General features: G+C 47.5%; 14 protein-coding genes. 8 read left to right on the top strand and 6 right to left on the bottom strand.

The genetic code is table 11. The features are described 5' to 3' along the window. Positions 1-6 precede the first annotated feature (6 nt). From DES40_RS00440 to DES40_RS00415, 6 genes are all read left to right on the top strand, one after another. Positions 7-1,233, top strand: a complete 1,227-nt coding sequence (locus tag DES40_RS00440; RefSeq protein WP_121098615.1) for an LptF/LptG family permease — start codon at positions 7-9, stop codon at positions 1,231-1,233. After that, a complete protein-coding gene (locus DES40_RS00435; RefSeq protein ID WP_121098614.1) occupies positions 1,233-2,357 on the top strand; it encodes an LptF/LptG family permease in 1,125 nt (374 codons plus the stop codon). The genes DES40_RS00440 and DES40_RS00435 overlap by 1 nt, the downstream gene beginning before the upstream one ends. A gap of 163 nt (positions 2,358-2,520) precedes the next feature. After that, a complete protein-coding gene (locus DES40_RS00430; protein ID WP_121098613.1) occupies positions 2,521-3,771 on the top strand; it encodes a peptidylprolyl isomerase in 1,251 nt (416 codons plus the stop codon). A gap of 6 nt (positions 3,772-3,777) precedes the next feature. Then, a complete protein-coding gene (pdxA, locus tag DES40_RS00425; RefSeq protein WP_121098612.1) occupies positions 3,778-4,803 on the top strand; it encodes a 4-hydroxythreonine-4-phosphate dehydrogenase PdxA in 1,026 nt (341 codons plus the stop codon). Continuing rightward, complete coding sequence (rsmA, locus tag DES40_RS00420) at positions 4,804-5,652, top strand: 16S rRNA (adenine(1518)-N(6)/adenine(1519)-N(6))-dimethyltransferase RsmA (RefSeq protein ID WP_121098611.1); 849 nt, start codon at positions 4,804-4,806, stop codon at positions 5,650-5,652. A gap of 90 nt (positions 5,653-5,742) precedes the next feature. After that, positions 5,743-7,236, top strand: a complete 1,494-nt coding sequence (locus DES40_RS00415) for a response regulator (protein ID WP_121098610.1) — start codon at positions 5,743-5,745, stop codon at positions 7,234-7,236. A gap of 26 nt (positions 7,237-7,262) precedes the next feature. Here the strand turns inward: DES40_RS00415 and gmk are convergent, their stop codons facing one another. From gmk to fabD, 6 genes are all read right to left on the bottom strand, one after another. Then, entirely contained in the window at positions 7,263-7,913 is a 651-nt protein-coding gene (gmk, locus tag DES40_RS00410; RefSeq protein WP_121098609.1) for a guanylate kinase, read from the bottom strand. 14 nt (positions 7,914-7,927) lie between these two features. Further along, positions 7,928-8,968 (bottom strand): endolytic transglycosylase MltG, encoded by a 1,041-nt coding sequence (mltG, locus tag DES40_RS00405; RefSeq protein ID WP_121098608.1) that lies wholly within the window; start codon positions 8,966-8,968, stop codon positions 7,928-7,930. Between the two features lie 9 nt (positions 8,969-8,977). Continuing rightward, positions 8,978-10,288: a beta-ketoacyl-ACP synthase II gene (gene fabF / locus DES40_RS00400; protein WP_121098607.1), complete on the bottom strand. Its 1,311-nt coding sequence runs from the start codon at positions 10,286-10,288 to the stop codon at positions 8,978-8,980. 12 nt (positions 10,289-10,300) lie between these two features. After that, positions 10,301-10,537: an acyl carrier protein gene (locus DES40_RS00395; protein WP_121098606.1), complete on the bottom strand. Its 237-nt coding sequence runs from the start codon at positions 10,535-10,537 to the stop codon at positions 10,301-10,303. Between the two features lie 188 nt (positions 10,538-10,725). Then, on the bottom strand, positions 10,726-11,466 hold the full coding sequence (gene fabG / locus DES40_RS00390) for a 3-oxoacyl-[acyl-carrier-protein] reductase (RefSeq protein ID WP_121098605.1): 741 nt from the start codon (positions 11,464-11,466) through the stop codon (positions 10,726-10,728). A gap of 3 nt (positions 11,467-11,469) precedes the next feature. Beyond that, positions 11,470-12,414, bottom strand: a complete 945-nt coding sequence (gene fabD / locus DES40_RS00385) for an ACP S-malonyltransferase (protein WP_121098604.1) — start codon at positions 12,412-12,414, stop codon at positions 11,470-11,472. A 176-nt stretch (positions 12,415-12,590) separates the two neighbouring features. Here fabD and DES40_RS00380 point away from each other — a divergent pair, with 176 nt between their 5' ends. Together DES40_RS00380 and DES40_RS00375 are read left to right on the top strand one after the other, a co-directional pair. Next, positions 12,591-13,916: a cation:proton antiporter gene (locus tag DES40_RS00380; protein WP_121100290.1), complete on the top strand. Its 1,326-nt coding sequence runs from the start codon at positions 12,591-12,593 to the stop codon at positions 13,914-13,916. A 63-nt stretch (positions 13,917-13,979) separates the two neighbouring features. After that, the gene (locus DES40_RS00375) at positions 13,980-14,387 is read left to right on the top strand and encodes a RidA family protein (protein ID WP_121098603.1); all 408 of its coding nucleotides are present in this window, start codon (positions 13,980-13,982) and stop codon (positions 14,385-14,387) included. Positions 14,388-14,399 lie beyond the last annotated feature (12 nt).

Below are 14,399 nucleotides of genomic sequence, written 5' to 3'. Positions count from 1 at the left end.
TGCATAATGGGCTTAATCCAACGTTACTTTCAAGGTCAAACCCTTTGGCCCTTGGCGACAAGCTTAGCCGCCCTCACAGGGTTGGCTATTTTAACGCAAAGCCTTCAAACACTGGACTTAATCGTAGAGAATCGTCAGTCAGGTTTGGCGTTTATAAAAATCATTGGCTTAGCCTTGCCGCAATTAATTGCTATTATTTTGCCTCTCTCGGCCTTTATCGCCACACTCTATGCTTTTAATCGCCTGAATGTCGACTCAGAGCTTATCATTGCGAAAGCCGCGGGGTTTTCGCCTTGGCAAATTGCAAAACCTATTGTTTTTTTAGGTTTCCTTGTTTCTCTACTCCACCTCACAATAAACTTATTCATTCAGCCTTATGCCTTTCGGCAGATGCGTGCAGAAATCCTAGAGATAAGAACGGATATCGTTTCACAAATGGTTCAACAAGGAGAGTTCGTTTCACCCTTTAGTGGGTTAACAGCCTACACCCGAGAGATCGGTGCCGATAACAGTCTCCAAGACGTCATGATATATGACGCAAGGGACCCCCTTAACACGATCACATTGACCGCAAAAGAAGGCGACATTCAAAGACAAAATGACGTTGTTCTCTTAACACTTCGCCATGGTTCGGTTCAGAAACATCTCGAAGATGGAAGCCTCGATGTCGTTCAATTTAGTGATTACCTTCTAGACCTTAGCGATCTCATTAAACTGGATGACTCCTACCGCCTGAAACCCTCTGATCGTTATCTCCACGAACTCTTCTTTCCTTCAGAAAGTCAAAATTTAAACCTAGCATTTCGCAAGGAACTCCGGGCGGAAGGGCATTCTCGCCTCGCATCACCGCTCTATAATCTTGCCTTAATATTGTTGGCGCTGATGTTTTTAGCCCGAGGGGAACATCAACGCCTCGGTTACACAAGAAAAATAGCTATCTGTGCAGTGATAGGGTTTATAATACGGCTCTCAGGTTTTGGCATTACATCAGCGGCGGCAGAGAATGCCTCCTTGAATGCCTTCCAATATTTTATCCCGTTAGCGGTCATAATCTTTTCTTTTGTTTATTTGCTGAAATCCACACGACTGAAAAAATGGGGCACGAAAAAGCGCGCGCGCCAATATATGTCTAGTGTTGAAGCCCTTGAGGCGAACGCCATAGCCCCTAAAAGGTTTGAATCAACTACGATTGAAAAACCTTCTTTGACAAAACAAAAGACGAGGTCATCATAATGACCCGCCACACCAGAAGACCAAGCCTTTTGAACATCAACCACGCGACACTTCTACGATACATTTCAGGACGAGTATTTCGCGCTATATTTATCGCGTTTTTAGTGGTCACCTCTATTATCATACTCGTTGATTTCGTAGAAAATAGCCGAAGCCTGGACGCCGAATTTGGTTCAAGGCAACTTGCGATTTTAACGCTGTTAAAAGCGCCCTCATTAATTGAAGAAACTATACCATTTATTGTTTTATTCGGCGTGATTGGCGCGCTTTATGGGTTAAATAAATCAAACGAAATCATGGTCATGCGCGCCGCAGGTCTATCGGCTTGGCGGTTTTTGAGTCCTGTAATATTAATTTCTGCCTTAATAGGTTTAGGGTGGGCCTTAGTTTTCAACCCTCTCGCCTCAGACCTGATGACGCGGCACGATGTGATGCAAGATGAGCTAGGGGGGGGCATGAAAATGCAATCCAATGATATTTGGCTACGTGAAGGCGATATGAATCAACAAACGGTTATTCGGGCCAATGCTGTTGATTTCTCGAACCGCACGTTACTCGAGGCCACATTTTACCAAATGGATGTCGAAGCGGATGGCCGGACAGTCTTCGCAAGACGCTTTGACGCGAAAACCGCCACTCTCTCCCCTCAAGGCTATTGGCTACTGACAAATGCCACGGAAAACATACCAGGTGAAATTAAAAAAGACACCTCTACTCTCTCTCTGCCGACACAAATCACAACACGTCAATTCCAAGATATCGGCCAAAAAACCAAAGCCCCACCATTTTGGGACTTACCCGCCACTATTCAGACCAATGAAATGGCGGGCTTCTCTGCCTTAGGGCTTAAAATGCAGTATAATAAGTTACTTGCATTACCCGTTTTATTAATGGCGATGAGCATTATTGCCGCCGGTGTCTCTCTACGCCTGTCACGGCAAGGCGGAACATTTCAATTGCTCGTGGCAGGAACCGCCATCGGCTTTCTCTTATATTTCATTGATTCCATTGTTGCGACTTTTGGGGAGGCAGGCCTTATTCCTGTTATTTTGGCCGCTTGGGCGATGCCAATCTTCGCCCTTTTGGTTGGAATTAGCTATTTATCCAAAATTGAAGACGGATAGAGCTGAGATGTGACTGAAATTTAACATGCGGCCCCGTAATTACAGAGTATTTATTTTACAGAGAGTACAGCACGCGAATTGCCTTTAAATCGTAAAGGCTTATAAACGCGGGAAATTATAACTGCTCATTTGATAGGCAGTGAAGACAGGCTATACAGTTTATATGACCAAGACTTTCACACAGATTATAAAAATTGCAGGGCTTAGCGCCGCCATGATGATGGGAGCGAGCACAGCTACTCTTGCCCAATCGGCGCCTCACGGCATCGCAGCGGTTGTAAATGACGACATCATCACAACACATGACCTGCGCCAGCGTATCTTATTTATGCTCGCCACGACGGGCGCAGCGCGGGATGAGCAAACCCTAAACCGTCTTCAACAACAAGCGCTTCGGAACCTTGTGGACGAGCATTTACAAATGCAGGAATCTCAAAAATACGAACAACAAATTTCAGATGCAGAAGTCAATCAATCCGTTGGTTTATTATTAGGACGGAATGGTCTTGACCCTAACGAAGTTGTGGGACGCTTGGCCCAAGCTGGTGTCTCTATTGAAACATTGCGGGATCAAATCCGCTCTGAAATTGCCTGGCAACGTATCGTCAATGGTCTTTACGGTTCACGTATTCGTATTTCAGATGCGCAAATTGATGAAACATTGACGCGACTGACAGCAAATGCTGACAAGCCCAGTTTCCGCGTTGCAGAAATTTATATTGAAGCAACGCCAGAAATTGGCGGTATGGAAGGAGCGGAACAAGGCGCTCAAGCTATGATTACCCAAATCGAGGAGGGCGCGCCGTTCCCGCTCTTGGCCCAACAATTTTCATCTGCGCCGAGCGCGGCAAAAGGTGGTGATGTGGGATGGGTCCGTGACGGCGAATTGCGTCCTGAGCTCGATAAAGTCATCAAAGAAATGGTTGAAGGCAACGTCTCTAAACCCATTCAAGTCCCAGGCGGTTATTATGTTATCGCTTTGATTGAGAAAAAAGTCTCAGAAGCCGATACACTTTATAAGCTCAAGCAAGTGAGCATTACCGATAGAAGTTTCGAAGATGCCAAAAATGAACTCGTCAAACTTCGGGATACTTTGACATCATGCGATACATTGCCCGAAGATATTAAAGCCCTTGATGGCGTCGACCAGGCTGACATGGGCGAGCTTAAAGCCAGTGAATTAAACGAGCAATTGATTGATATATTGGCCAATACGGATGTCGGCACAATTTCAGCGCCGATTGAACGCCCTGACGGTGCCGCCTCTATCATGGTCTGTTCTCGCGAAGCCACGGGTTCAGATATCCCAACACGTGATGATATAGAGAACCGTTTAATGGACCAGCAATTGGCTCAAGCCTCTCGACGTGCGCTTCGGGATATACGCCGCAAAGCCACTGTCGTCGTTCGCTAAACCAAGATGACCGCGCCTTTGTTATTAAGCATGGGCGACCCTGCCGGCATTGGGCCTGAAATTACTTTAAAAGCATGGGCGGCATTAAAAGATAAATCAGAGTTTGCCTTCGCAATTGTGGCACCGCCTCGCGTTATAGCTCAGGCTAATCAAGACTTTGACTATCCTTTAAAAGAAATCAAAACTTGTGCGGACATCGCCTCTGTTTTTGAAAATGCACTCCCTATTCTCCCCATAGATGGACGAGTCCCTACTCCAGGAACACCAGACCCGTATCATGCGCTTTCCGTAACAGAAAGTATTGAACGCTGTGTATCTCGCTGCCTGTCGGGCGAAGCGGCTGCACTTGTCACCAACCCAATTGCCAAAGATGTTTTATATAAAGCTGGGTTTAAGTTTCCGGGGCACACTGAATATTTAGGGCAACTTACCCTATTGGAACCCCCGCCTTATGAGCGCGGCCCAGTCATGATGTTATCTGGTGGTGGATTACGTGTAGGTTTGGCGACAGTTCACCTCTCTTTAAAAGACGCAGCCGAACAATTATCTGCCGAAGCCATTATTCGTAATGCCCGAGTGATGAACGGCGCATTACAATGTGACTTCGGCATAAGGGCGCCGCGTATCTCCCTTACAGGGTTAAACCCTCATGCAGGAGAAAACGGGGCTCTAGGCCACGAAGAAAATGACATTATTAATCCGTCTGCTCGGCTCTTACGGTCATCTGGAATTCAAGTTACGGATGCCCAACCCGCAGACACATTATTCCATGCCGAAGCACGAGAAAACTATGACGCTGTGTTGGCTATGTATCATGATCAAGGCTTGATTCCCGTAAAGACATTAGATTTCCATGGTGGCGTCAATATCACACTTGGCCTTCCTATCGTCCGAACTTCTCCCGATCATGGAACGGCTTTCGGAATTGCAGGACAAAACAAAGCACGTCCTAACAGCCTTATCGCCGCTATCAAGTCGGCGCGACACATTGCTAATAATCGAGCGAACTACTTACAGAATGGGCTAAATTAAATGGAAAACAACGCCATCCATTCCCTGCCCTCACTTACCGAAGTCGTCCGAGAGTATAACCTTGGTGCCAATAAAAAATTAGGCCAGCATTTTTTATTGGATATGAATTTAACGGATAAAATTGCGCGCCTCGCAACGCCTCTAGAGGGTGCGCATATTGCAGAAGTTGGTCCAGGCCCTGGCGGTTTGACACGGGCTCTCCTGAGCAACTTAGCTGAGAGCGTCACAGTCATTGAAATGGATGAACGTTTCTTACCTGCACTGGCTGATATTGGCCGTGTCAGCAATGATAGGCTCTCTATTGTAAAAGGAGATGCGCTAAGATTTAATATTGCAGAAAACCTGCCTGCTCCACGTAAAATAATTGCCAATCTTCCCTATAATGTCGGCACAAGAATGCTCTTAAATTGGGTGACAGCAACCCCTTTGTTTTGGGATCAAATGGTATTGATGTTTCAAAAAGAAGTGGCTGAACGGGTGTGTGCCGCTCCGGGCGAAAGCGCCTATGGCCGCCTAGCCGTTTTATGCCAAAGCGTAGCCGCCTGCCATATTGCTTTTGATATTCCGGCGCGGGCTTTCACGCCGCCGCCCAAAGTGGATAGTGCGGTCATCGTCATGCGCCCACTTGCCAAGGAACAACAATATCCAGACCTAAAGCTTTTGGGTCAGGTAACGCAAGCCGCTTTCGGGCAGAGACGAAAGATGCTTCGGGCTTCGCTAAAAGGGTTTGCAAAGCAACATAACATTGATGTCCTTGATTGGATTGAGGCCTCCAATATCGACCCCCGAGCAAGACCAGAAACCCTGCCCGTTTCAGCCTTTCAAAGCCTCGCCTCTACCTTGAAGTGAACTTAAATTTCACGACTTTGAACGTATGTTCATTTAATCTTTATTATCTTAATACTGTTACAAAATCTTTCGAATTTGGAAGATTGGAATATGTTAAACCTGCTTATCCCCCTATTAGCAGCCCTTGTCGGTTTCGCAATCGGTGGTGCTGTGGTGGGATATTGGCAACATAGCCAATCAAAACAACGTATCTCTGAAGCCTTACAAGAACAAGCAAAACTTGTGGCTACGGCAGGCTTCATACTTCGCACTCCGCTCAATCATCTCTTGGGGTTTGTATCCTCATTAACGGCGCGTAGTCACAACTATTCTGATGATGACAAAGCCCTGATTGGTAAATTACTAGGCGCTGGTGGTGAGCTTAAAAAAGCGCTCATTGATGTATTAGATGTCTTTGAACTTGAAACGAAAAAACTAGAGCTCGTCCGCAGAGAGACGCCATTATATCAAACTTTAAACACCGCGATAAAATTAGGACAAAAAACAGCTGAGAGAAAACGGCTAGCTCTTAAATTACAGATGGATCCCCAAGCACAAGCGATTTTCAAATTCGACGATACGCGTCTTCGGCAATGTATAGACAATCTGATTGCACAGGCTTTAGATCAAACTGTGCGAGGCGGCGTAACGGTTACGGCGACTATTCTTGAGCCTTCGAAAAAGACAGGGAACCAGACCCTTCTGAACCTTGCTATCAAAGATACAAGTCCAGGTATGGACCAGTATTTGACAGAATATTATTTCAACCCCGGTTATGAGGCCAGCCCTAAATATCTTGCAAAAGATAATGCAGCGCGGGTCAACCTCGCTCTAACGCGTGGGTTAGCGAGACTCATGGGGGGCGATGTTGTCGTAAAAAGCGCGATTGGAAGCGGCGTAACTTTCACCCTCACCAGCCCCATTGAATGGGTAAGAGATTTGGAAATAGATGAAATCCACCCCGTGAAAGAAGACACACTTCCCAATGACACGAAAGCCCTTGTCGAGAAAAAAGTCGCGGAAGTTATCGGTGGTCAATCTTCTGCATATAAACAGACAGACGCACAAAATAAGGCAACTCCTGTGGCTTCTAAACCAAGAACCGGACGGAGCCTTTTGGATGAAGCCTTGCGTCTCGATATGCTTGACTTATCCGTTGCTGAACGAGGTATTACGCGCGATGTCGACATCAATTCAAATGTCCCCTCTATGCCTGAGAAAATCGATCTCGCACGAGCAGAAATCCTCGCCATTGACGACAATCATATCAACCTTGAGGTTCTCCGAGTCTATCTCCAGCATTTAGGCGCCACTAAGATTACAGAAGCTGAGAGCGGGCCTGATGCCTTGGATATTATTTCAAATAAGAGCTTTGATGTCATTTTTATGGATGTTCACATGCCCGCCATGTCTGGCGCTGAAGCCACAAAGAAAATTCGCCAGCTTCATCCTAACTATAAATCTGTACCTATTATTGCCTGTACAGCAGCAGCAGACAGCGCCACGCGCCGTGATTGCCGGGAAAGCGGGATGGATAATTTCCTTCCTAAACCCGTCAATATTGATGAATTAAAAACAACCCTTCAAACGCATTTCGTCGTTTAAATATGGGGGTCTGATACAGTAAGCGACTACGCTCCACTGATAAGAGATTTCACAAATCCAGACAACCATAATTGACGACGGCGGCGCATACGTTCAGCGGCGACAATCATGCGCAGTTCTGCTAGGGCGGTCTCTACATCTTCGTTCACGATGACATAATCATATTCCGCCCAGTGGCTGATTTCTGCTTCGGATTTACTCATACGTTTGGCGATTACGCTATCCGAATCTTGGGCACGCGTTTTAAGACGACTTTCTAATTCCCGCATATTAGGCGGTAAGATAAATATTTTCACAAGGTCATCAGCCGCAGCTTCGGCGAGTTGTTGCGCGCCTTGCCAATCAATATCAAATACGACGTCTTTCCCCTCGCCCAAGGCCGTCTCTACTGGGCCGCGCGGCGTCCCATAAAAATTATCAAACACTTTGGCATGTTCTAAAAATTCGTCTTCATTAATCATGTCTGAAAACTGGTTTTTGGTAAGAAAATAATAGTCCACGCCATCGCGCTCACCCGGACGAGGGGCACGAGTTGTCCCTGATACAGACATGGTCATATCTGGATGTTCTGCCAATAATTTGCGCGTTAGGGTCGTTTTTCCGGCACCAGAAGGGGAAGAAAGAACAATCATAAGCCCTCTACGGCTCTGTTTAATCGTTCTAAGTGTCTCTGACATGGTTATACCCCGATTTATCTTTCACCTCGTGCCCGTTGGACACGACGCCATTTAGCGACATTTCGTTCATGACCCGCCAATGTCTGCGCAAAGGCATGCCCCCCTGTGCCATCCGCAACAAAATACAAATTCTTTGTTTGGGCTGGGTTTAGAACGGCTGCTAGAGCCTCTTTGCCAGGGTTGCAAATAGGTGTTTTGGGAAGGCCCGGAATTTGATAAGTATTCCAATCCGTCGCGCGGTTTATTTCGCTTCGATAAATTCGGCGTCCCAATGGCAGGCCTTTCGTAATACCATAAATTATTGTCGGGTCAGATTGTAACCGCATACCGCGATGAAGGCGGTTAACAAAAACGCCCGCGACCTCATCACGTTCACTGCCAACGCCGGTTTCCTTCTCTACAACAGATGCCAAAATAATGGCTTGCTCTTTAGTCGTAATCGGGAGGCCTTCAGCCCGATTTTTCCATAAACGGTCAATCTCTACCCGCTGTGCTCGTTTCATTTTCGCGATTAATTCGGACTGTTTCATGCCCCGTGGGAAAAGATAAGTCTCTGGTAGCAGAGAGCCTTCAACAGGCACGGGGGGATTGTCATCAATCAATTCTGGAAGATCGTCCAATATAGCCATGACCTGCAAACTGGCCAAACCTTCGGCAATGGTGACGGGATATAATATCGCCTGCCCCTCAGCGAGGTCTGTGTAGACTTCAGCCATAGACGCCCCAGGGGTAAGCAAGAACTCACCTGCTTTAAACTTCGCTTCATTGCCCCGCATTTTCGTGACTAATTTAAATAGAAAGGCGTTCGAAATCAGTTCTTGTTTTTCCAATCGCGACGCAATTAAGGATAAGCCACTCCCCTTTGGTACTTCAAAGACAACAGCTTCACGCGGAGATTCTAGTTTTAATTTCGCTTCATATTTATAATTGATGAAAGCATAAGCAGCGATTGCGCAGCCGATGAAAACCGTAAGAGTGCCCATAAGTCCAATGAACCAGAGGAGACGCTTGTCACGCTTAGCGAGTTTTTTCTTAGGTTTAGAATCGCGGGCCATTTGCCCAGCCTAATCAGATTCTGGCGCTTGCGCGAATATTATGGCGGCATTTGTACCACCAAATCCAAATGAATTTGACATCACAGCCCTTGTTTTGATCGGCTTGGCTTTGTGCGGCACCAGATCAAGCGCTGTTTCGACGGATTGATTATCCAAGTTCAAAGTTGGCGGGGCCATTTGATCGCGAAGAGCCAAAATAGAGAAAATAGCTTCTATCGCTCCCGCGGCCCCTAACAAATGTCCCGTCGCCGATTTAGTAGACGACATACAGACATTTTTAGCATGCTCGCCAAGGAGTTTCTCAACCGCTTTAACTTCGAGTTCATCCCCCATTGGCGTAGATGTACCATGCGCATTAACATAGCCGATATCTTCGACGCTTAGGCCAGAATTGGCCAAAGCCGCCTTCATTGCCCGATGACCACCTTCACCTTCAGGGGCGGGGCTTGTAATGTGATACGCATCACCCGACAGGCCATAGCCGACTAATTCAGCATAAATTTTTGCGCCGCGCGCTTTTGCGTGCTCATATTCTTCAAGAACAACAGCGCCAGCCCCTTCTCCCATTAAAAACCCGTCGCGATCTTTATCATAAGGGCGAGACGCTTTTTCAGGTGTCTCATTAAAGCCTGTTGTCATGGCGCGGCACGCAACAAATGAGGCAATACCCAAACGGTTAATAGAGCTTTCCCCGCCCCCTGCCACCATCACATCGGCATCACCAAAGGCAATGAGGCGACCCGCATCACCAATAGCATGCGCGCCTGTCGCGCAAGCCGTTACAATTGAGTGATTGGGGCCTTTTAGGCCATGTCTGATTGAGATTTGCCCTGATGCCAGATTGATAAGCATGGCAGGGATAACAAATGGGGATAAACGCCGAGGTCCCTTTTCATAAAGGGTAATCGAGGCATCATAAGTGGTTTGCAATCCACCAATGCCTGAACCAAACATCACGCCTGTGCGGTCCTGTGCATCAACGCCCTCTTCGAGCGGATTCCAGCCCGAATCCTTTAGGGCTTCATCTGAGGCAGCAATTGAATATAGAATAAAATCATCGATGCGTTTGGCGTCTCGCGCACTCATCACATCATCTGGGTTGAAAACCCCTTCTTGGTCAGGGGCCCCACCAGCACGCCCATCGGCGCGGGGAATAACGGCAGCGATTTTGCAGGCAATATCGCTGACGTCAAAATGTTCAATTTTAGAGGCTCCAGATTTGCCATTCAAAATGGCTTTCCATGCAGTTTCAACACCGCAACCGACGGGGGTAACGAGACCTAAGCCTGTAACAACAACGCGTCGGGGTTTCTGGAGCATTAAGAAAGGTCCTTAGCCGACTTTCTCAGAGATGAATTTAACCGCGTCACCAACAGTTTGGATATGTTCGGCTGCATCATCAGGGATTTCAATATCGAATTCTTCTTCAAAGGCCATAACAAGCTCAACATTGTCGAGGCTGTCTGCACCGAGATCATCAATAAAGTGTGCGTTATCCGTGACTTTTGATTCTTCAACATCAAGATGCTCAACAACCATCTTTGTTACACGGGCTAATACGTCTGACATAGACTTTCCTTTTAGTATAGCCCAGCTTTCGCTCGGCGGTTATGGCCTGCAAATAAGAGGCAATCCTTAAATTACAAGCAGCGTTAAAATAATTGGGTCAGCCCCATTATAAGTGCTGCGGGGGGTTAGCACACCCCAAATCGTGTGACTAGAGGCTTATTACCGTGAATATTTGGGTAAAAATACCTCTATATCATCGCCATTCCGCCATTAACGTGTAAGGTTTGCCCTGTTACGTAATTCGCTTCTTGGGATGCTAAATACACAGCGGCAGCCGCAATATCATCACCTGCCCCAAGCTCTCCAGCCGGAATTCGTGCCAAAGTCGCGCTGCGTTGCTCTTCATTAAGCTCGTCTGTCATAGGTGAACGAATGAAACCTGGTGCGATAGTGTTGACCGTAATTCCACGGCTCGCCACTTCTTGTGCCAATGATTTTGAAAACCCAATCATGCCAGCTTTCGAGGCCGCATAATTCGTCTGTCCCGGATTTCCCGTCACGCCAACCACTGATGTTATACCAATAATACGCCCCCAACGTGCCTTCATCATCGGGCGTAAACAGGCCTTTGATAGACGAAAATAGGCCTCAAGATTGACTTTTTGCACCAAATCCCAATCATCTTGCTTCATTCGTATCAATAATCCATCGCGCGTAATCCCCGCATTGGCGACGAGAATTTCAACAGACCCGCCCAAAGCCTCAGCGGCTTGAGAGGGCAAATTATCTACAGCCTCTCCATCAGAGAGGTTACATGGCGTAACATAGGCGCGTTCACCTAGCTCTGCCGCTAAACCCTCAAGCTTTTCAGCCCGTGTCCCAGATAGGGCCACATGCGCGCCCTGCGCATGAAGCATTTTTGCAATCGCCCCGCCAAGACCGCCCGTTGCGCCCGTAACAAGAGCGCGCTTTCCGCTAAGATCAAACATGATTTATCCTTTGATAGATTTCGCGAAGGTTTCCAATGCCTCTGGCGTATTTAATGCCGCACCTTCTACGCCTTTTACGATACGGCGCAACATGACCGTTAAAACTTTTCCGCATCCCGGTTCAGCAAAGGTTTCGACGCCATTGGCGGCCATCCACTCGATTGATTCTCTCCAGCGGACACGGCCTGTAACCTGCGCGACTAAATCTTCGCGGAGTTGATCAGGGTCTGTCACTGGGCGCGCCGTAACATTATTCACAATCGGCACAGATGGCGGCAATATTGTCTGGTGCGCTAACGCTTCGCGCATTGCCGCAGCGGCTGGCATCATCATATCACAATGAAAGGGGGCAGAGACATTTAGCATCATCGCTTTTTTAATGCTTAAATCAGCACATGCCTCAACGGCGGCTTCTACCGCGTCTTTTTCGCCAGACAGCACAATTTGGCCTGTCGCATTATCATTGGCGATTTGGCAAATACCATGTTTGGAGCCTGCTTCTGCTGCGGCTTCGGCCTGTTCTACGCTCGCGCCTAAAAGAGCAGCCATAGCGCCAGCCCCAACAGGAACTGCGGCTTGCATAGCATCACCGCGAATTCGCAGCAGCCGCGCTGTATCCGCTAAAGTCAATGAACCAGCCGCACAAAGCGCTGAGTATTCACCAAGAGAATGGCCTGCAAGGAAAGCTTGGTCTTTGGGTTGAAACCCAAATTCTTGCGCTAAAACAGCCATGGCCGCCATAGAACAAGCCATAAGGGCGGGCTGAGTATTAGTTGTCAGGGTTAAGTCTTCGATTGGCCCTTCGAACATAATCTGTGAAAGCTTTTGATCGAGCGCATCATCAACTTCTTCGAAAACTTGCCGCGCGACAGGAAACGCTTCCGCCAATGCCTTACCCATGCCGACAGACTGGCTGCCTTGCCCCGGAAAAATAAATGCAAAACTCATAAAACTACCGCTTTTAAAATTAATGCCGCACCCTAGAAAAGCCTATGAGAAGGTCAAGCCTGATTTCGAGAATAAAGCCCTCTCTAGCCAATGACAGAATTCGACCCTAAAATTTGAAACCGCTTGCTTGGCGGTCAACAGGCGTTAACCTGCCCGTAATTCAAGGAATTTTATATATGCTCAGTCTATTTGAAATCGCGGCGCTATTATTGGTTTTATCCGCCATATTATCATGGGTGAACCGGGCCTATATCAAGCTACCGCATACAATAGGCCTCTTGGTCATGGCGCTCTTATCCTCTTTTGCACTCTTAGCATCTGAAGCGCTGTTCCCTGCCCTGTCTATGACAGACACGTTACAATCGGCGCTTGGGCAAATTGATTTCAATGAGACCTTAATGAAAGGTATGTTGGGATTTTTGCTTTTTGCAGGCGCCTTGCACGTTGATTTTGCCAAATTGCGTAGCGCTAAATGGGCCATTGGCTCCATGGCGACATTCGGGGTGATATTGTCAACATTTATCGTCGGCACCGGGTTTTACGCCCTTGCACAAGCCTTTGGCGTTCAGCTCCCCTATGTGTGGGCATTAGTTTTTGGCTCCTTGATTAGCCCGACTGATCCCGTCGCTGTGCTCTCCATTTTAAAAACCGTCAAAATGCCCAAAAGCTTGGAAACAAAAATTGCAGGTGAAAGCTTGTTCAATGACGGCGTTGGGGTTGTCGTTTTTACAATATTATTAGCTATAGCCGTGGGTTCAACAGGGAGCGCAGACGCCGCCCATGCCGTGGCTGATGCAGCCCATGGTTCTGGACATGGCGGAACAACGGTCTTTGGCATCATTGAGCTTTTCGTTGTTGATGCCATTGGCGGGGCGCTTTTGGGTCTTTTAGCTGGCTGGATAGGCTATAAGATGATGGCGCGGATTGACGAACATGCCATCGAAGTCCTTATCAGCCTGGCTCTTGTGGCAGGTACATACGCCCTTGCACAACGCATAAATATTCTAGGTCATCACTTGTCTGGCCCCATCGCTGTGGTCGTAGCGGGATTGATGATAGGAAATAAAGGCGCCGCTTTTGCTATGTCCGACCATACACGCACAGCTTTATTCGGCTTTTGGGAAATGGTTGATGAAATATTGAATTCAGTTTTATTCTTGTTAATTGGTCTCGAAATTCTGGTTCTTGGGCTTGCACCTGATTTTGCTTTCATCACATTGCTTGCCATCCCGCTGGTATTACTTGCGCGGCTCTGCGCTGTTTATGTCCCCATGAAAGTAATTGGTGCCTTTAAAGAATTCACCAAAGGCGCCGTTCCTGTTTTAACATGGGGCGGTGTTCGCGGCGGTATATCAGTGGCCCTTGCCCTCGCCTTGCCAGATAATGAATATAAACCGCTTATTCTCACAGCGACCTATGGCGTGGTAATATTCTCTATCATCGTTCAGGGCCTCACCGTTAAAAACGTCGTCCAACGCAGTGTTGACCCCACGCTCTTGTAATCCTTAGCAGCGGCACAATATCGAAGGAAAGAAACACGGCAAAATTGGAGTGCAAAGCATATCATGTCGGAATCAATATCGCGATTAAATCCTTCCACTTTGCCCAATTCCAGTGAAATGGGATATTCCCAAATCAGCATCGTAGAGCCAGGGCGCATGGCGTATATTTCTGGGCAAGTCGCATGGCAAGCTGATGGCGCTCCCGTCCCAGAAGACATAGGCGAGCAAGCAAAAATCGTTGTTAAGAATGCAAGATCCGCCCTGAAAGCCTTAGGTGCCAAAGCACAAGATATTGTCTTGGCGCGTATCTATATAGTAGATTTAAATGACGCTGCGATGGAAAGCGCCTTCCCTGTCTTGTTAGAGCTCTTTGAAGGACATCAACCGTCTATCACCGGCATTGGCGTTGCCGCATTGGCAGGGCCAGAGCTGAAAGTAGAAGTCGAATTAACCGTAAGAGTACCCGATTAACGCGCGCCACAG

This window comes from Litorimonas taeanensis (genome assembly GCF_003634015.1).
GTDB classification, from domain to species: Bacteria; Pseudomonadota; Alphaproteobacteria; order Caulobacterales; family Maricaulaceae; genus Litorimonas; species Litorimonas taeanensis.
The sequence above is the reverse complement of the archived record's forward strand: the minus strand, read 5'-3'. Positions and strand labels throughout refer to the sequence as shown.

Excerpts from the sequence above, each read along its gene's own strand:
- DES40_RS00440 (WP_121098615.1), top strand. The coding sequence starts at position 7 with ATGGGCTTAATCCAACGTTACTTTCAAGGTCAAACCCTTTGGCCCTTG.
- DES40_RS00435 (WP_121098614.1), top strand. The coding sequence starts at position 1,233 with ATGACCCGCCACACCAGAAGACCAAGCCTTTTGAACATCAACCACGCG.
- DES40_RS00430 (WP_121098613.1), top strand. The coding sequence starts at position 2,521 with ATGACCAAGACTTTCACACAGATTATAAAAATTGCAGGGCTTAGCGCC.
- pdxA (WP_121098612.1), top strand. The coding sequence starts at position 3,778 with ATGACCGCGCCTTTGTTATTAAGCATGGGCGACCCTGCCGGCATTGGG.
- rsmA (WP_121098611.1), top strand. The coding sequence starts at position 4,804 with ATGGAAAACAACGCCATCCATTCCCTGCCCTCACTTACCGAAGTCGTC.
- DES40_RS00415 (WP_121098610.1), top strand. The coding sequence starts at position 5,743 with ATGTTAAACCTGCTTATCCCCCTATTAGCAGCCCTTGTCGGTTTCGCA.
- gmk (WP_121098609.1), bottom strand. The coding sequence starts at position 7,913 with ATGTCAGAGACACTTAGAACGATTAAACAGAGCCGTAGAGGGCTTATG.
- mltG (WP_121098608.1), bottom strand. The coding sequence starts at position 8,968 with ATGGCCCGCGATTCTAAACCTAAGAAAAAACTCGCTAAGCGTGACAAG.
- fabF (WP_121098607.1), bottom strand. The coding sequence starts at position 10,288 with ATGCTCCAGAAACCCCGACGCGTTGTTGTTACAGGCTTAGGTCTCGTT.
- DES40_RS00395 (WP_121098606.1), bottom strand. The coding sequence starts at position 10,537 with ATGTCAGACGTATTAGCCCGTGTAACAAAGATGGTTGTTGAGCATCTT.
- fabG (WP_121098605.1), bottom strand. The coding sequence starts at position 11,466 with ATGTTTGATCTTAGCGGAAAGCGCGCTCTTGTTACGGGCGCAACGGGC.
- fabD (WP_121098604.1), bottom strand. The coding sequence starts at position 12,414 with ATGAGTTTTGCATTTATTTTTCCGGGGCAAGGCAGCCAGTCTGTCGGC.
- DES40_RS00380 (WP_121100290.1), top strand. The coding sequence starts at position 12,591 with ATGCTCAGTCTATTTGAAATCGCGGCGCTATTATTGGTTTTATCCGCC.
- DES40_RS00375 (WP_121098603.1), top strand. The coding sequence starts at position 13,980 with ATGTCGGAATCAATATCGCGATTAAATCCTTCCACTTTGCCCAATTCC.